The organism is Acinetobacter sp. 129952, from assembly GCF_056642055.1.
The window spans coordinates 326,879-344,640 of sequence record NZ_JBWVSU010000001.1 but is presented as its reverse complement, the minus strand read 5'-3'; the positions used below and the strand labels follow the sequence as shown (position 1 = coordinate 344,640).

13 protein-coding genes are annotated in these 17,762 nt (G+C 43.4%); 9 read left to right on the top strand and 4 right to left on the bottom strand.

The genetic code is table 11. The annotated features are described in order from the left end of the window. Positions 1 to 104: 104 nt before the first annotated feature. Positions 105 to 1,379, bottom strand: a complete 1,275-nt coding sequence (gltA, locus tag AC1IR0_RS01680; RefSeq protein WP_004279429.1) for a citrate synthase — start codon at positions 1,377 to 1,379, stop codon at positions 105 to 107. 1,006 nt (positions 1,380 to 2,385) lie between these two features. Between gltA and sdhC the strand changes: the two genes are divergently transcribed. The 9 genes from sdhC (at position 2,386) to sucD (ending at position 14,432) form a co-directional block, all read left to right on the top strand. Next, on the top strand, positions 2,386 to 2,784 hold the full coding sequence (sdhC, locus tag AC1IR0_RS01675; RefSeq protein WP_004279430.1) for a succinate dehydrogenase, cytochrome b556 subunit: 399 nt from the start codon (positions 2,386 to 2,388) through the stop codon (positions 2,782 to 2,784). Beyond that, positions 2,784 to 3,149 (top strand): succinate dehydrogenase, hydrophobic membrane anchor protein, encoded by a 366-nt coding sequence (gene sdhD, locus AC1IR0_RS01670; protein WP_004279431.1) that lies wholly within the window; start codon positions 2,784 to 2,786, stop codon positions 3,147 to 3,149. Before sdhC ends, sdhD begins: the two co-directional genes overlap by 1 nt. A 12-nt stretch (positions 3,150 to 3,161) precedes the next feature. After that, entirely contained in the window at positions 3,162 to 5,060 is a 1,899-nt protein-coding gene (locus AC1IR0_RS01665) for an FAD-binding protein (protein WP_004646289.1), read from the top strand. Positions 5,061 to 5,074: 14 nt separating this feature from the next. After that, complete coding sequence (locus AC1IR0_RS01660) at positions 5,075 to 5,785, top strand: succinate dehydrogenase iron-sulfur subunit (RefSeq protein ID WP_004279433.1); 711 nt, start codon at positions 5,075 to 5,077, stop codon at positions 5,783 to 5,785. 821 nt (positions 5,786 to 6,606) lie between these two features. Then, the gene (locus tag AC1IR0_RS01655) at positions 6,607 to 9,429 is read left to right on the top strand and encodes a 2-oxoglutarate dehydrogenase E1 component (RefSeq protein ID WP_004279434.1); all 2,823 of its coding nucleotides are present in this window, start codon (positions 6,607 to 6,609) and stop codon (positions 9,427 to 9,429) included. Between the two features lie 18 nt (positions 9,430 to 9,447). Beyond that, complete coding sequence (gene odhB / locus AC1IR0_RS01650; protein WP_004279435.1) at positions 9,448 to 10,662, top strand: 2-oxoglutarate dehydrogenase complex dihydrolipoyllysine-residue succinyltransferase; 1,215 nt, start codon at positions 9,448 to 9,450, stop codon at positions 10,660 to 10,662. A 99-nt stretch (positions 10,663 to 10,761) separates the two neighbouring features. Then, a complete protein-coding gene (lpdA, locus tag AC1IR0_RS01645; RefSeq protein WP_004279436.1) occupies positions 10,762 to 12,192 on the top strand; it encodes a dihydrolipoyl dehydrogenase in 1,431 nt (476 codons plus the stop codon). A 170-nt stretch (positions 12,193 to 12,362) separates the two neighbouring features. Further along, entirely contained in the window at positions 12,363 to 13,529 is a 1,167-nt protein-coding gene (gene sucC / locus AC1IR0_RS01640; RefSeq protein WP_409666411.1) for an ADP-forming succinate--CoA ligase subunit beta, read from the top strand. Between the two features lie 12 nt (positions 13,530 to 13,541). After that, positions 13,542 to 14,432, top strand: coding sequence for a succinate--CoA ligase subunit alpha (gene sucD, locus AC1IR0_RS01635; RefSeq protein WP_004646291.1), 891 nt, complete (start codon positions 13,542 to 13,544; stop codon positions 14,430 to 14,432). 65 nt (positions 14,433 to 14,497) lie between these two features. Here sucD and AC1IR0_RS01630 read toward each other — a convergent pair whose 3' ends face one another. The 3 genes from AC1IR0_RS01630 to AC1IR0_RS01620 form a co-directional block, all read right to left on the bottom strand. Continuing rightward, entirely contained in the window at positions 14,498 to 16,204 is a 1,707-nt protein-coding gene (locus tag AC1IR0_RS01630) for a flotillin family protein (RefSeq protein WP_409653351.1), read from the bottom strand. 37 nt (positions 16,205 to 16,241) lie between these two features. Continuing rightward, positions 16,242 to 16,877, bottom strand: a complete 636-nt coding sequence (locus AC1IR0_RS01625) for a YqiJ family protein (protein WP_409653349.1) — start codon at positions 16,875 to 16,877, stop codon at positions 16,242 to 16,244. 312 nt (positions 16,878 to 17,189) lie between these two features. Further along, positions 17,190 to 17,732, bottom strand: coding sequence for a hypothetical protein (locus tag AC1IR0_RS01620; RefSeq protein ID WP_086044008.1), 543 nt, complete (start codon positions 17,730 to 17,732; stop codon positions 17,190 to 17,192). Positions 17,733 to 17,762: the final 30 nt, after the last annotated feature.

Here is a 17,762-nt window from a genome sequence, read left to right as displayed (position 1 = left end):
TATTCATTTTAAAACGTTTCAGATCAACTTTTTGTAGGCTTTTGTCAGTGCTAAAAAAACCACCCGGGTGGGTGGTTTTCTTGAGTCTTTCGACGCGGTTCGAATTAACGAACGATATCGCGTTGAACTTCGCCAGTGTAAAGTTGACGAGGACGACCGATCTTGTAAGGACCGCTGTGCATTTCTAACCAGTGGCTGATCCAGCCAACAGTACGTGCAAGCGCGAAGATCACAGTAAACATTTCAGTCGGGATACCAATCGCTTTAAGGATGATACCTGAGTAGAAGTCTACGTTCGGGTAAAGGTTACGCTTGATGAAGTATTCGTCAGAAAGTGCGATACGTTCAAGTTCCATAGCCAATGCAAGCTGTGGATCATTGATGCCAAGTGCACCAAGAACTTCGTCACAAGTTTCTTTCATTACTTTCGCGCGTGGATCGAAGTTTTTGTAAACTCGGTGACCAAAGCCCATCAGTTTAACTTCTTTAGTCTTCACTTTTTCCATGAAGCCAGCAACGTTTTCTACAGTGCCGATTTCGTCAAGCATCTTAAGAACAGCTTCGTTCGCGCCGCCATGAGCAGGACCCCAAAGTGCAGAGATACCAGCAGCGATACATGCATACGGGTTAGCACCAGTAGAACCAGCTAAACGTACGGTAGACGTAGAAGCATTTTGTTCGTGGTCAGCATGAAGCGTGAAGATACGGTCCATTGCTTTTGCAAGGATCGGATCAACTTTGTAATCACGATCTGCAGGAGTAGCAAACATCATGTGCAGGAAGTTTTCTGCATAACCAAGGTCATTACGTGGGTAAACGAATGGTTGACCAATGGTGTACTTGTAGCTCCAAGCCGCCAGCGTAGGAATCTTCGCGATTAAACGAATCGCAGTGATTTCACGGTGGTTCACATCTTCGATGTCAAGGTTGTTGTGATAGAACGCAGACAACGCACCAACCACACCTACCATGATCGCCATAGGATGCGCATCACGACGGAAACCATTGTAGAAACGGCTAACTTGATCGTGAACCATCGTATGGTTACGTACTTTAGCGTCAAATTCTTCTTTTTGCTCAGCAGTTGGAAGTTCGCCATTTAACAATAAATAGCAAGTTTCCAGGTAATCAGCTTTAGTCGCCAATTGATCGATTGGGTAGCCGCGGTGTAAAAGTACACCTTTGTTACCATCGATGAACGTGATTTTAGACTCGCACGCAGCTGTCGCCATAAAACCAGGATCAAAAGTAAAGTGACCTGCAGCCAACACATCTTTAACGTCGATTACATCTGGGCCCAATGTGCCGCTGTAAATTGGTAGTTCAATTTCTTTGCCATCAAGCTGTAAAACGGCTTTCTTGCCAGTTGCTTCAGACATTCAATAGATCTCCTGTCCTGGTGAATGTATATCCGCTTTGTCTATCAATCTTTTAATGCACAAAACGGACGGATCAAAAATTTGCTATAAGATTAGTGAGTACTGAAATTTTGTCAATTATACTTATGGATGAAAAAATGGCGGCCGCACAGCGGTTTAGTCATATTCGCTCAGTATAAAAAGTTCAGTAAAATCACAGCATCAAACCTCTATAATAAGTCAAATTGATGCAGAGGTGCAGAAAAAAATAGACTGCCTGGGGCATTTGTAAGCGTTTTTTCGTAGCAAGAAATGCGAGCGAAAATAGTGAGAGATTAAGGTGAATATGCTTAAAACTATATAAATCTCATAACTTACATCGTTTTTACCAAGCTGAATTTCACAGGTGGAATTATAAATAAAAGCAATTAATTGAATTTTAAATCCGGTTTAATTGATTAAAAAATAGCTTAATAAATGGCCAACTTTGCAGCAAAGCTAGGCAGGATAAAAATAAATGAATGATTTTTTGAATCTAAATGCTTCAAATTGATTGAAAAACCCATCATCTGATGCACTAAGTCGCTATTTAACATCAGGTTATCTGAATCACTGTGCTGCTGCTGAATTGGGGCAAGTGATCTGTTAAATATAGGCGCTTGATTTAAATCTGAATTAAAAAGAGATTTAAATAATATTTGTGATGGAACTGTGCGTCTTTAGTCTAAAACTCAAACATGGTCCTGCAGGCTTAAAACCGAGTGAATTGATCATCTTAATTATTTAAAAACAATCATATAGATAGGAATTGAAAGGGCGGAATAATATATTAAGCCCGACTTATTGTTGTTAATGATTCTTATTTAATAGTTTTTTATCCAAAAAGCCAAATTCAGCCGTTTGTATTTTAATAGTTCACGTTTTATAATTCAGTGTCGTTTTGATTTTAGGCATGTATTTGCCTAAGAATGCCAGCTTTCCTTCGAATTAATTCCAACAAACTCCGGATGGAGTTTTTACTTACAGGATGCCCGCTGTGAAAAGCAACAGACCTGTCAATTTGTCCATGGGTCAAGTTTTAGAAGTAAACTTAAAATCACCCGTGGCTATTGCATCAATTCTACACCGTCTTTCAGGTGTTATCGTATTCTTACTCGTACCGGTCCTTCTATGGATTTTAGACAAGTCATTGTCTTCGCCTGAAGGTTTTGCGCAAGTTCAAGAAATCTTTAACGGTTTCATTGTTCGCTTTATTGTATGGGTATTTGTCGCCGGCATGATTTTTCACTTTATTGCGGGTGTTAAGCATTTACTTGCTGACATTGGCGTTGCTGAAGAACTAGAAAGTGGCCGTGTTGCATCTACTATCGCATTAATCTTGTCTGCAATCGGTATTGTTGCAGCATTTGTATGGATCGTACTCTAATGAAAAGCGCTACTGGTTTAACAGGTTCAGGTTCTCGCGATTGGTTTCTCCAACGTGTCAGTGCTGTAGTTCTAGCTGTTTATACCGTTGTTGTACTGGGTTGGATTCTACTGAATGGTGGTTTCAACTTTGAACAGTGGTACGGCTTTATGATGACAGTTCCAATGAAGATCATGTCTTTGTTGGCGGTCTTATCTCTTGTTGCACACGCATGGATCGGCATGTGGCAGGTATTCACGGATTATGTGACTACTCGTCAAATGGGTCCTTCAGCTTCAGGTTTACGCCTTGTACTGACTTCAGCAGTGATCATTGCTGTACTTGCATATGCAATCTGGGCGATCCAGATTTTTTGGGCGAATTGATAGGAAACAATCATGGGCGCTATAAACCCTAAAGAAGATTACACAAATATTCCGCACGAAACTTTCGATGCTGTCATCGTTGGTGGTGGTGGTTCAGGTATGCGTGCGTCTTACCAACTTGCTCAAGCTGGTTTGAAAGTTGCGGTTCTGACTAAAGTATTCCCAACTCGTTCGCACACTGTTGCAGCGCAGGGTGGTATTGGTGCATCTCTTGGTAACATGCAAGAAGATAACTGGCACTACCACTTCTACGACACTGTAAAAGGTTCGGACTGGTTAGGTGACCAAGATGCAATCGAGTTCATGACTCGTGAAGCGCCTCAAGTGGTTTATGAACTTGAACACCTGGGTATGCCATTCGACCGTAATGCTGATGGTACAATTTACCAACGTCCATTTGGTGGTCACTCAGCAAACTACGGTGAAAAAGCTGTGCCACGTGCATGTGCTGCTGCCGACCGTACCGGTCACGCACTTCTTCACACACTTTATCAAAGCAACGTGAAAATGGGCACTCAGTTCTTCGTAGAATGGATTGCGCTTGACCTGATCCGTAACGAAAAAGGCGACGTTCTAGGTGTTACAGCAATTGATCAGGAAACTGGTAAAATTGCAGTATTCCAAGCAAAAGCGACTTTGTTCGCTACTGGTGGTGCTGGTCGTGTTTACCGTGCATCTACAAACGCTTATATCAACACTGGTGACGGTCTTGGTATGGCTGCTCGTGCAGGTATTCCATTACAAGATATGGAATTCTGGCAATTCCACCCAACGGGTGTTGCGGGCGCAGGCGTATTGTTGACTGAAGGTTGTCGTGGTGAAGGTGCAATCCTTCGTAACAAAGACGGCGAACCGTTCATGGAACGTTATGCACCAACTTTGAAAGACTTGGCGCCACGTGACTTCGTATCACGTTCTATGGACCAAGAGATCAAAGAAGGTCGTGGTTGTGGTCCTAAAGGCGATTACATCCTGCTTGATATGACGCACTTGGGTGCTGACACGATCATGAAACGTCTTCCATCTGTATTCGAGATTGGTAAGAAATTCGCGAACGTTGACATCACTAAAGAGCCAATTCCTGTAGTACCAACAATTCATTACCAAATGGGTGGTATTCCAACGAATATTCATGGTCAAGTGGTTGTTCCTGAGTCTCGTGAAACTGAAGCGCTTGTTGCTAACTACAATAAAGACACCGACGTTTACTCTACAAATGCCGAAGGTCGTGACTTTGCTAAGCCAGTAAAAGGCTTCTATGCAATCGGTGAATGTTCATGTGTATCTGTACACGGTGCGAACCGTCTAGGTACGAACTCATTGCTTGACTTGGTTGTATTTGGTAAGGCTGCTGGTCAACATATCATTGAATATGTGACTAAACAGCACGATGGCGAATATGAGCCACTTCCAACAACTGTGCTTCAAGAAACTGTTGAACGTATTCGTAAACTTGACGAATCGACTACAGGTGAGAATGCTCAAGACGTTGCTGATGCAATCCGTGACATCGTTCAAGACCACGCTGGTGTATTCCGTACATCTGCGCTTCTAGACGAAGGTGTGAAGCAGATTCTTGCAATTGAACCGCGCGTACGCAATATTCACTTGAAAGACAAATCTAAAGTATTCAACACTGCACGTATTGAAGCGCTTGAAGTTGAAAACTTGTATGAAGTTGCGAAAGCAACGCTTATTTCAGCTGCTGCTCGTAAAGAATGCCGTGGTGCACATACGGTTGTAGACTTTGAAGAGTCTCCAGACCATGCTGAATACCCATATGGTCGTCGTGATGATGAGTGGATGAAGCACACTTTATGGTTCTCTGCGGATAACCGTCTAGAGTACAAGCCAGTTCGTTACCGTCCATTGTCGGTTGACGCGATTCCACCTAAACCACGTACATTCTAATCAGGAGAATTCAGATGAGTAGAGGTACTCGTACATTTCATATCTACCGCTACGATCCTGACAAGGATAAAGCACCGTACATGCAAACTTTCAAACTTGAACTGACTGATAAGCACCGTATGTTGCTTGACGCACTTCTTGCATTGAAAGTACAGGACGAGACTTTAACGTTCCGTCGTTCATGTCGTGAAGGTATTTGTGGTTCTGATGGCGTGAACATCAATGGTAAAAACGGTTTGGCGTGTCTTTGGAACCTGAACGACTTACCAAATGAAATTACTGTTCGTCCATTGCCTGGTCTTCCTGTAGTGAAAGACCTAGTGGTTGACATGAACCAGTTCTATGATCAGTACAACAAGATCCATCCATTCTTGATCAACAACCAGCCTGCGCCTCCTAAGGAACGTTTACAGTCTCCTGAAGAGCGTGAGCATCTTGATGGTCTGTATGAGTGTATTCTTTGTGCATGCTGTTCAACTTCATGCCCGTCATTCTGGTGGAACCCGGACAAGTTCTTGGGCCCTTCAGCATTGTTGAACGCTTACCGCTTCATCATTGACTCGCGTGATACTGGAACGCAAGAGCGTTTGGCTCGTCTAGACGACCCGTTCTCATTGTTCCGTTGTAAAGGCATCATGAACTGTGTATCTGTATGTCCTAAAGGCTTGAATCCAACTAAAGCAATCGGTCACATCCGTAATATGCTTTTAGATATGGCAGGCTAATAGGCTGCTCTTTGCAGTTTAGAAAAAAGCACACCTTCAGGTGTGCTTTTTTTATGCAAACTATTGGAAAAATTAGAAAATCATAAGATAAAAATAAAGATATTATACTTAAAATGTATAAAGTTGAGTGAAACAGTCAGGAAAAGGGTAAGGGCTTTGAGCGCCATATAAGAAGAACATGTGATTATTTTGGGTATTTATGATTTTTAGATGTAAAACTGACCTGAAAAATAGCAAGAACGATGTTATTATATAACGGAAATTTAAGGAGGGAGTGGATTGAAAGGTTTGCTCTCTTTTTATTTATCGGAAATGCTTAGGACTTAAGTCTACATTGAATCTATTTTTGAGATAAAGCACCATATATTAGAGTAAAATATCTGAACTGTATTTAGCCAATTTATGGGAGGTATGTGTCAAAAAAATCAATTGAAAAGTTGAGATCATGTTAGCATTTAGCCCATGACTATGTTTAAAAAATGCCACGCCAGGTACATTTTTTAAACACTGCATAATCAGGGACTGGTATATAAAGGTAGACCCGAGTCGCTTTAGAAAAAATCTTTGTTAATGCTTGGTTTTTTCTAAGTCGATTTGCAAAAAATTGCCCGGTTTCGATCGGGTATTCAATGAGTGATGATGCCGCTGAGGGGCGTTATTGTTCATTAAACATATCAAGATTTTCTTGGTGTGGTGATAACGCCTCATGGCTTATGCCTTATGGGGGACTAGTATCATATTACCAATTTGATGCTAATAATCCTGGGTTTTGCTTAAAAAGCATCCTGAAAATGTTTTTGCAATAGGAAATGGGTCCACAAATGCAAGAAGTTGCTGACGCTCTGCGTCTTGACACTGAACTTTCCGCTGATAGTGCAGCGTATATTGAAGAACTTTATGAGCAGTATCTGACTGCTCCAGACTCAGTGGGTGCTGACTGGAGAGCGTACTTCGATAAATTCCCAAAAGGTGATCAACCACACAGTAATGTACGTGAGCAATTCCTACTTTTAGGTCGCAATTCAAGCCGTATTCAGCCTATTGTTCAGTCGACAGTCAGCTCAGAGCATGAACGTCGTCAAATTGGCGTGCTACAGCTGATTGCTGCGTACCGTAACCGTGGCCACCAGAAAGCAAAACTGGATCCATTAGGTTTGGCGAAGCGTGAAGTTGTGCCTGATCTAGATCTTGCTGCGCATGGTTTGACTCAGTCTGACTTAGACACAGTATTCAATACTGGTAACCTGGCGATCGGTAAAGAAGAAGCGACTTTGGCTGAAATGGTTCAGTCAATGGAAGCTACTTACTGTGGTTCAATCGGTGCTGAATACATGCACATCGTGGACACCAAAGAAAAACGTTGGATTCAACAACGTCTAGAAAGTGCACGCGGTCAATATGGCTTCAATGCTGATCAAAAGAAACATGTCCTTGAGCGTTTAACTGCGGCTGAAGGCCTAGAAAAATATCTTGGTAATAAATTCGTTGGTGCCAAACGTTTCGGCGTTGAAGGTGGTGAAGCATTCATCCCGATGGTCAACGAAATTATTCAGCGTGCAGGTTCTGTAGGCTGTAAAGAAGTTGTGATCGGTATGCCTCACCGCGGCCGTCTGAACCTTCTGGTTAACATCATGGGTAAGAACCCGGCTGACCTGTTTGGTGAGTTCGAAGGTAAGTCTATTCACAAGAAAGGTTCTGGTGACGTTAAGTATCACCAAGGCTTCTCTTCAAACGTGATGACTCCAGGTGGCGAAGTTCACTTGGCATTGGCGTTTAACCCGTCACACCTTGAAATCGTTGGCCCTGTGGTTGAAGGTTCAGTACGTGCACGTCAAGTACGTCGTAAAGACATTGGCGGCGATGACGTATTGCCATTAATCGTACATGGTGATGCTGCATTTGCAGGTCAGGGCGTTAACCAGGAAACTTTCCAGATGTCACAAACTCGCGGTTATACCGTGGGTGGTACAGTGCACATTGTAATTAACAACCAGGTTGGTTTCACGACGTCTGATCCACGTGACGCACGTTCTACAGAATACTGTACTGACATCGCAAAAATGATTCAGGCACCGATCTTCCATGTGAATGGTGATGATCCTGAAGCTGTGGTGTTCATTTCACAATTGGCACATGACTTCCGTCATACCTTCCGTAAAGACGTTGTGATTGACATGTTCTGCTACCGTCGTCGTGGTCATAACGAAGCGGATGAGCCAGCTGCAACTCAACCAATGATGTATCAAGTGATTAACAAGAAAGCGACTACGCGTACGCTTTATGCGGATCAATTGGTACAACAGGGTGTTCTTGATCGCGCAAGTGCAGATCAAATGGTTGAAAACTACCGTGCAGACCTGGAAGCGGGTAATCACGTTGCCAATGCACTGGTACTTGAACCAAACAAAAAAATGTTTGTGGATTGGACTCCTTACTTAGGTCATGAGTACACAGACGAGTGGGATACAACTTTCCCAATCGAACGTCTAAAAGAGCTTGGCAAGAAAATGCGTGAGCTTCCTGAAGGCTTCGTAATGCAGCGTCAAGTTGCAAAAGTAATTGATGACCGTCTGAAAATGCAAACGGGTGAAATGCCTCTGAACTGGGGTGCTGCTGAAACTCTGGCGTATGCAACTGTACTAGATGATGGTTACTTGCTTCGTTTAACGGGTGAAGACGTAGGTCGTGGTACTTTCTCACACCGTCATGCAAAACTGCATAATCAAGTAGATGGTTCAACTTATCTTCCACTGTGTAACCTGAAAGAAAACCAGCCGCGTACTGCAATCTATGACTCTTTGTTGTCAGAAATGGCTGTATTGGCATTTGAATATGGTTATGCGACGACTCTTCCTAAGAGTTTGATCATCTGGGAAGCACAATTCGGTGACTTCGCAAACTGTGCACAGGTTGTCATTGACCAGTTCATCTCATCTGGTGAAACCAAATGGGAGCGTGTATGTGGCTTAACTATGCTTCTTCCACACGGTTTTGAAGGTCAAGGTCCAGAACATTCATCTGCACGTTTGGAACGTTTCTTGCAGCTATGTGCTGAAGACAACATGCAAGTCATCACACCGACTACGCCTGCGCAGATTTTCCACGCATTACGTCGTCAAGCGATTCGTCCAATCCGTAAGCCATTGATTGTTACTTCGCCAAAATCTTTACTTCGTCACAAGCTTGCTGTATCTAGCCTTGAAGAGCTTGCAAACGGTACATTCCAAACCGTGATTGATGAAGTAGACAACATCAACAAGTCAGATGTAACCCGTCTGGTTCTGTGTGGTGGTAAGGTGTATTACGACCTAGTTGAAAAACGTCGTGAAAAAGAATTGAACAACACTGCAATTGTACGTATTGAACAATTATATCCATACCCAGAAAAACGCCTGGCAGAAGTGCTTGCGCAATATCCAAACGTTAAAGAACTCGTTTGGGCGCAAGAAGAACCGAAGAACCAAGGTGCTTGGTTGTTCATCGCACCGCGTCTGTATGACGATGTGATGAAAGCGGGTAAACAAGTACGTATTAGCTATGCAGGCCGTGAAGCTTCTGCTGCACCGGCATGTGGTTCACCATATTTGCATGCAAAACAACAAGCTCAGCTCATCAACGACGCGCTTGCGATCGACGCTGAATAATCCAGGAGATTCTAAGTAATGGCAACCGAAATTAAAGCACCGGTATTCCCAGAGTCAGTTGCGGACGGTACGATCGCAACTTGGCACAAACAACCAGGTGAAGCAGTGTCACGTGATGAAGTGATCTGCGATATTGAGACTGATAAAGTTGTTTTAGAAGTTGTTGCTCCTGCAGACGGTACACTTGCATCTATCATTAAAGGTGAAGGTGATACTGTTCTTTCAGCTGAAGTCATTGCACAGTTTGAAGAAGGTGCTGTTTCTGGCGCTACGCAAACTCAAGCAGTTCAGTCTGAAGAAAAAGTTGAACAAGCTGCTGCGCAAACTGAAGCGGGTAATGCACCGATCGTTGAACGTCAACAAGTACAGGACCAGGCTCCAGCAGTGCGTAAAGCATTGACTGAATCTGGTGTTGCAGCTGCTGATGTTGCAGGTACAGGCCGTGGCGGTCGCATCACGAAAGAAGATGTGGCAAATCATCAGGCGAAACCGGCAGCACCTGCTGCGCAACCATTAAGCGTTGCAGTGGGCGAGCGTATCGAAAAACGTGTTCCTATGACTCGTCTTCGTAAGCGTGTTGCTGAACGTTTACTTGCAGCAACTCAAGAAACTGCAATGTTGACTACGTTCAACGAAGTGAACATGAAACCAATCATGGAAATGCGTGCTCAATACAAAGATGCATTCGAGAAGCGTCATGGTGCGCGTCTTGGCTTCATGTCATTCTTCGTTAAAGCAGCAACTGAAGCGCTTAAACGCTATCCAGCGGTAAATGCTTCAATTGATGGTGATGACATCGTGTATCACGGTTACTATGACATCGGTGTTGCAGTTTCATCTGAACGTGGTCTAGTGGTTCCTGTACTTCGTGATACAGACCGCATGAACTATGCTGAAGTTGAAAATGGCATCCGTGCATATGCTGGCAAGGCACGTGACGGTAAGCTGGGCATCGAAGACATGACTGGCGGTACATTCACTATTACTAATGGTGGTACTTTTGGTTCATTGCTTTCTACACCAATTCTAAATACGCCACAAACTGCGATTCTGGGTATGCATAAAATCCAGGAACGTCCGATGGCGGTGAATGGTCAAGTAGAAATCTTGCCAATGATGTACCTTGCACTGTCTTATGACCACCGTTTAATCGATGGTAAAGAAGCAGTCGGTTTCCTTGTAACAATCAAAGAATTGTTAGAAGAGCCAGCGCGTCTGATCCTTGATCTGTAATTTATTCATTAAAAATCTCCCCTAACCCCTCTTTAAAAAGAGGGGAAGATCCCCCTTTGGAAAAGGGGGATTAATAAGGGGGATTAGTTGGAGATAAACATGTCTCAATTCGATTTAGTCGTAATTGGTGGTGGCCCGGGCGGCTACGAAGCAGCAATTCGTGCAGCTCAACTTGGTTTTAAAGTTGCGTGTATCGAAAAACGTATTCATAAAGGTAAACCATCTTTAGGTGGTACTTGCTTAAACGTCGGTTGTATCCCGTCTAAAGCTTTACTTGATTCTTCACATCGTTATGAAGATACAGTTCAACATCTAGATGACCATGGTATTACGACTGGTGAAGTTAAATTCGATCTTTCTAAAATGCTGGCTCGTAAAGACAAAGTTGTAGATCAATTGACTGGCGGTATCGATCAGTTACTTAAAGGTAATGGCATCGAGTGGTTAAAAGGTACGGGTAAACTGCTTGCAGGTAAAAAAGTAGAATTTGTTTCTCACGAAGGTGAAACTCAAGTTTTAGAGCCTAAATATGTGATTCTTGCGACGGGTTCTGTACCAGTAAATATTCCAGTGGCTCCTGTAGATCAAGACTTAATTGTTGATTCTACTGGCGCGCTTGAATTCCCAGAAGTACCTAAGCGTTTAGGTGTAATTGGTGCGGGCGTGATCGGTCTTGAGCTTGGTTCTGTATGGCGTCGTCTTGGTGCTGAAGTTGTTGTATTTGAAGCAATGGATGCATTCTTACCAATGGCTGATAAAGCATTGGCAAAAGACTTCCAAAAACTGTTGACTAAGCAAGGTATGGATATCCGTATCGGTGCAAAAGTTGCAGGTACTGAAATCAATGGTCGTGAAGTAACGGTTAAATATAACCAAGCTGGTGAAGACAAAACTGAAACTTTCGATAAATTGATCGTTTGTGTCGGTCGTCGCGCATATGCTGAAGGTTTATTGGCTGATGATTCAGGCATTAAATTGACTGAACGCGGTTTGGTTGAAGTCAACGATTGGTGTGCAACTTCAGTTGAAGGCGTATACGCAATTGGTGACTTGGTACGTGGTCCAATGCTTGCGCATAAAGCAATGGAAGAAGGCGTAATGGCGGTTGAGCGTATTCACGGTCATGCTGCACAAGTGAACTATGACACCATTATTTCTGTAATTTACACACATCCGGAAGCGGCGTGGGTAGGTTTAACAGAACAGCAAGCGACTGAAAAAGGTCACGAAGTTAAAACGGGTCAATTCGGTTTTGCGGTGAACGGTCGTGCTTTAGCTGCGGGTGAAGGTGCCGGTTTCGTGAAGTTTGTTGCTGATGCAAAAACGGATCGTTTACTCGGTATGCACGTGATTGGACCTGCTGCGTCTGATATCGTTCACCAAGGTATGATCGCGCTTGAGTTTGTATCTTCAGTTGAAGATCTTCAGTTGATGACTTTCGGTCACCCGACATTCTCTGAAGTGGTACATGAAGCTGCACTTGCAGTTGATGGGCGTGCGATTCACGCGATCCAACGTAAGCGTAAGTAATTCGAAAAAAGAGCGACTTAGGTCGCTCTTTTTACATTTCATGGTTGTTTTTATTGGAACAATCATCTAAAAATAAAGATAACGATTTTAAGAAATGCTGGTACTGCTTTGACGGACGTCTGGGTGCTAGTGGGTTATAACAAGGCAAAGAAGTAATAAAAGGTTATTCAATGAATTTACATGAGTATCAAGCAAAAGCGCTATTAAAAAAATATGGTATGCCTGTACAGGAAGGGATACTTGCCACCAATGCCGATGAAACGGTGCATGCTTTCGAGCAGTTGGGTGGAAAGTTTGCAGTATTGAAAGCACAGGTGCATGCGGGTGGCCGGGGTAAGGCTGGTGGGGTAAAAGTAGTGAAATCGGCTACTGAGGCTGCTGAATATGCCAACCAGATTATTGGTTCACGCTTGGTGACTTATCAGACTGATGCCAATGGTCAGCCGGTCAATAGCATTTTGGTCTCTGAGGATGTTTATCCGGTTGAGCGCGAGCTGTACTTGGGCGCTGTAGTGGATCGCTCGACTCGCCGCATCACTTTTATGGCATCGACTGAGGGTGGTGTTGAAATTGAGAAAGTGGCCGAAGAAACTCCTGAAAAAATCATTAAAGTTGAAGTTGATCCTTTAGTTGGTCTAGTGCCATTTCAGGCGCGTGAAGTTGCTTTTGCACTTAAACTCAAAGATGGACAAATCAATCAGTTTGTTAAAGTCATGACGGCTGCTTATCAGGCATTTGTAGACAATGATTTTGCACTTTTTGAAATCAATCCGTTGTCTGTGCGTGAAAATGGCGACATTCTCTGTGTCGATGCCAAAATCGGAATTGATTCGAATGCACTATATCGTTTACCTGAAGTCGCTGCACTGCGTGATAAGTCTCAGGAAAATGAACGTGAGTTAAAAGCGTCTGAGTTTGATCTGAACTATGTGGCTTTAGAGGGTAACATTGGTTGTATGGTCAATGGTGCCGGTCTTGCCATGGCAACCATGGATATTATCAAGCTTTATGGCGGTCAACCAGCCAACTTCCTGGATGTTGGTGGTGGTGCAACCAAAGAGCGCGTGATTGAAGCCTTTAAAATTATCTTGGCAGATAATTCTGTTCAAGGTGTATTAATCAATATTTTTGGTGGAATTGTACGTTGTGACATGATTGCTGAAGCAATTATTGCAGCGGTTCAGGAAGTAAATGTGACCGTTCCCGTAGTTGTTCGCCTCGAAGGCAATAATGCGGAACTGGGCGCAAAATTACTGGATGAATCAGGTTTAAAATTGATTTCTGCACATGGTCTTGCTGATGCTGCAGAAAAAATCGTTGCTGCTGTAAAAGCTTAAGGAGTATCTAACATGAGCGTATTAGTTAATAAAGACACTAAAGTATTGGTACAGGGCTTTACAGGCAAAAACGGCACATTCCATTCTGAACAGGCTTTGGCCTATGGTACCAAAGTTGTGGGTGGTGTAACCCCAGGTAAAGGTGGTCAAACCCATCTAGAATTGCCTGTATTTAATACCATGCGTGAAGCGGTGAAAGAAACGGGTGCAGATGCTTCGGTGATTTATGTTCCGGCACCCTTTGTACTGGATTCTATTGTTGAAGCGGTTGATTCTGGCATTGAGTTAATTGTGGTGATTACTGAAGGTGTACCGACCATCGATATGCTCAAAGCCAAGCGTTATCTGGAAACCAATGGTAATGGCACACGTCTGATCGGACCAAACTGTCCGGGTATTATTACGCCGGGTGAATGTAAGATCGGGATCATGCCGGGGCATATTCATCAGCCGGGTAAAATCGGGATCATTTCGCGTTCAGGCACATTGACGTATGAAGCCGTGGCACAAACCACAAAACTTGGTTTAGGTCAGTCGACCTGTATTGGTATTGGTGGTGACCCGATTCCGGGCATGAACCAGATTGACTGCTTGAAACTGTTCCAGGAAGATCCACAAACTGAAGCTATCATTATGATTGGTGAGATTGGCGGTACTGCGGAAGAAGAAGCTGCGGAATATATTCAATCGAATGTGACTAAGCCAGTTGTTGGTTATATTGCGGGTGTGACTGCACCTAAAGGCAAACGTATGGGTCACGCAGGTGCGATTATTTCAGGTGGTAAGGGCACAGCAGAAGAAAAGTTTGCTGCCTTTGAGCGTGCGGGTATGGCGTATACACGTAGTCCAGCCGAACTTGGTTCAACCATGCTGCAAGTATTAAAAGATAAAGGTTTAGTTTGATATTCACATTAGACCTTTAATAAAAAAGCTCCCAGATGGGAGCTTTTTTATATCTCAGTCTATTTTTAAGTTTTAGCTTTAAGGCTTTGGGTCATCCCATTAATATCTCCACCCTGAATACCGAGCTCACTCATCAGGCTGTCAATGAGCGGTGCCTGGCTACGATAACGCAGGGCGCTATTCACCACCTGATCTGAAAGAGCAACATTACTATTCTCATGATGGGCATCTGCCTGACAGGCACCGGCATGACCGCCATGTAGGCCATTCACCTGGAGAATCTTGATATCATCAATATTCTCCATTGGCTTGACACTTTCTCTGATAATTTCAGGCAAGTATTTCAGCATGGCCAGACGAATCTGCATTTCGACCTGTTCAGGTGACAGGACGTTATTGGCTTCATTGACCGCACGTGTACCTTCAGCATCCACCTGATACTGTTTCTCCATTGCCTGAGCCAGTAGAATTTTCGCATCCGCTTCGCCCTTGGCTTTAAGGCGGACTTTTTCTGCTTCCGCCTCAGCCGCAATCCGCACTGCTTCTGCATCATCTGCTGCCGCTTGTTTGCCAGCTTCAGCGGCAACTGTAATGGCAATTGCATCTTTTTCAGCATGTTCTTTGGCTGCGACCAGCTCAACTGCCTTTTGACGCTCTGCTTGCTGGATTTGACGTACGGTGATGACTTCTTCTTCCGCTTTTACCGCTTGTGCACGCGCCTGATCGGCTTGGGCTTTAGCTTCAGATTCAGCACGTGATTTTTCCGCAATGGCAATGGCGCGATCCTGTTCAGCCAGTTCAATGGTTTTCTTTTGCTCGACCTGTGCTTTTTGAATCAGCTGGGCCTTTTGAATATTTTCATTTTCGACATCACGGGCGGCCAAAATACGCTTGAGTTCGACTTCTCGTTCAGCGGCAATTTGTGCTTCTTCTGCTTCACGTTTTTTGCCAGCTTCTTGAGCGGCAATTTCAGCCAGTTGTTCAGCTCGGCGAATGGCAATTTCACGTTCTTGCTGCAGTTTGGCATATTCTTCTTCACGAATAATTTGCAGGCGTGCCTGTTCAGCTTCCAGATTTTTGGTTTTGATCGCCAGATCGGTATCCTGTTCAATATGGTTACGCTTGCGGCGACGATCTTCAATGGTTTCAGTGAGCTTGGTCAGACCTTCAGCATCAAATGCATTTTGCGGGTTGAAGTATTTAAATCCGGTCTGATCCAGTCCGGTTAGGGAAACCGTTTCAAGCTCCAGACCATTTTTATGTAAATCTTCCGAAACGACTTGCTGTACTTTTTGTACGAAATCGACGCGTTTTTCATGCAGTTCTTCCATGGCCATTTCTGCAGCCACTGCGCGCAGTGAATCAACGAACTTACCTTCCACCAGATTTTTTAGTTCATTCGGTGACATGGTTTTTTGACCAAGGGTTTGTGCTGCGGTGGCAATTGAATCTGCGGTAGGTTTGACTCGGACATAGAATTCGGCCATGACATCGACTCGCATACGGTCACGGGTAATCAGTGCCTGATCATCAGCACGGCGGACTTCAAGACGTAGGGTATTCATATTTACTGGAATGATTTCATGCAAGACAGGGAGCACGATTGCGCCTCCACCTAAAATCACTTTTTCTCCACCCCAACCGGTACGTACAAAGGAAATTTCCTTGCTTGAACGACGGTATAAACGTGCAATGATGAGACCGAAGGTCACCAGTGCTACAAAAATAATTCCCACAATAATTAAAATATTATATAAATCAAATGTTAACATTGTTATAAAGTCTCAATTGAGTGCTAGCTAAATAAAATTAAAGTGCAATGGCTTGAAAGCCGTTCTTGGTTTTGTGGGTTAGAACTACATTCTGACCTTGATTTAGAATTTGATTGTTTTCTGGTTCAACCAGAACATAATGAGTCTGGCCATGTTGATCCCGGACTTTGGCTTGTGCGGGAGAATTCACTTTGGCATCTCCCAGAATAATGGTCGCGGTACGTCCGATGAGTTCATCACTGTAAATCGCGGAAGTTTCATCTTGGGGCAAGAGCTTACTGGCGGCCATGGCAAGAAAGCGCACCACAGGCATACACAGAAACAGGCAGGCCGGAGAAATCAGCCAAACATTAAACAGCTGGCTGGTCAGGCGCTCAAATATGCCCTGAATCAATAAACCGCTTAACCCATAACTGGTCAGAAAAATGATTAGCCAGATAAATAAAGGCAGACGCCCCAAATATAACCAGTCAAATACTTTGCTAAAAACACCGGGAGAGTGATCTGGACTTATTTCCGGTTGCAGGGGATCTTCAGGTAAAAACTGTTCAAAGATATGCTGAGAGCCGCCGCCGAGCAACAATAGAATACATTCTAGTGCAGCAAACATCAGCATTAGGCTCAGACTAATACTAAATACGATATTTGATGGATGCGTAAACAGTTCCCACATTTTTTTATCTCTATAATTATGTTTTTAGGAAAAGTGTCTGAAAGTTTTTATTGATATAACGATAACAGTAATTGTTGATTTTGTATGTAAAAAAATAACAAAAAACCTTATAAAAAAGGATTGAATATATTGATTATTTAATAATTATTGAACTATTAAAATTAATAATAAACTATAAGTTAACTGGATGTTTGAGCAAGTGATGCCATAGTGGCAATAGGAATTCTGAATAGCATAGCATTCTGTATTTGCTTGCCTGAGAAAGTATAGAGATACATCGACCTGAGTATCTCCAAATTTTTCTGTTCAAGTTTAAAGCAGGGCAGTCTGAATCCGGACTTTCATATCTAAAGTCTGTTGCAGAATATAGTGTTGCATCCATTTAACCTGTTCACCCATAGGATTGACCTTGACTGCAGTATTCAGGAAATCGAGATCAGGCTGCTTAAAAAGCTGCTGTTGCAAGGTTTGCTCCAAAATCTGGCTGTTGGTCGTCAAAGGTAATGCCACCAGATAGAACGCTTTAGGATAATTATAAAAGGCATATAATAAGTTAAAGGCTTTTTGATCACCTTTGAGGTTGCCAGCACCGATTTCGTAAGCTGCGTTCTGGTTGCTATAAGTAACGCCGACTAGAAATTCCCAATGACCTTCTTGCAAACGCAGACCAAACTGTAATCCAATTTGATCCGCGGTCAGCTCGTGTTGCAGATAAATATTTAGAGGCTTGCCATCATCACTGAAGGGTTCTTGCAAGACTAAAATATGTTGCTGATGCTGATAAATATAACCGGCAAGCTGAGCCTGTTCCAGACGGGTTTTTACAGTGATGAGATCAAAAGCGCTATAGGGCATAAACGAAGTATATATAAAGGGGAGAATTGA

What these genes read in the sequence shown, in the direction of transcription:
- AC1IR0_RS01630 (WP_409653351.1), bottom strand. Translation starts at nt 16,204, where the DNA reads ATGTTAACATTTGATTTATATAATATTTTAATTATTGTGGGAATTATT.
- odhB (WP_004279435.1), top strand. Translation starts at nt 9,448, where the DNA reads ATGGCAACCGAAATTAAAGCACCGGTATTCCCAGAGTCAGTTGCGGAC.
- AC1IR0_RS01665 (WP_004646289.1), top strand. Translation starts at nt 3,162, where the DNA reads ATGGGCGCTATAAACCCTAAAGAAGATTACACAAATATTCCGCACGAA.
- sdhD (WP_004279431.1), top strand. Translation starts at nt 2,784, where the DNA reads ATGAAAAGCGCTACTGGTTTAACAGGTTCAGGTTCTCGCGATTGGTTT.
- AC1IR0_RS01625 (WP_409653349.1), bottom strand. Translation starts at nt 16,877, where the DNA reads ATGTGGGAACTGTTTACGCATCCATCAAATATCGTATTTAGTATTAGT.
- sdhC (WP_004279430.1), top strand. Translation starts at nt 2,386, where the DNA reads ATGCCCGCTGTGAAAAGCAACAGACCTGTCAATTTGTCCATGGGTCAA.
- AC1IR0_RS01655 (WP_004279434.1), top strand. Translation starts at nt 6,607, where the DNA reads ATGCAAGAAGTTGCTGACGCTCTGCGTCTTGACACTGAACTTTCCGCT.
- gltA (WP_004279429.1), bottom strand. Translation starts at nt 1,379, where the DNA reads ATGTCTGAAGCAACTGGCAAGAAAGCCGTTTTACAGCTTGATGGCAAA.
- lpdA (WP_004279436.1), top strand. Translation starts at nt 10,762, where the DNA reads ATGTCTCAATTCGATTTAGTCGTAATTGGTGGTGGCCCGGGCGGCTAC.
- sucC (WP_409666411.1), top strand. Translation starts at nt 12,363, where the DNA reads ATGAATTTACATGAGTATCAAGCAAAAGCGCTATTAAAAAAATATGGT.
- AC1IR0_RS01660 (WP_004279433.1), top strand. Translation starts at nt 5,075, where the DNA reads ATGAGTAGAGGTACTCGTACATTTCATATCTACCGCTACGATCCTGAC.
- AC1IR0_RS01620 (WP_086044008.1), bottom strand. Translation starts at nt 17,732, where the DNA reads ATGCCCTATAGCGCTTTTGATCTCATCACTGTAAAAACCCGTCTGGAA.
- sucD (WP_004646291.1), top strand. Translation starts at nt 13,542, where the DNA reads ATGAGCGTATTAGTTAATAAAGACACTAAAGTATTGGTACAGGGCTTT.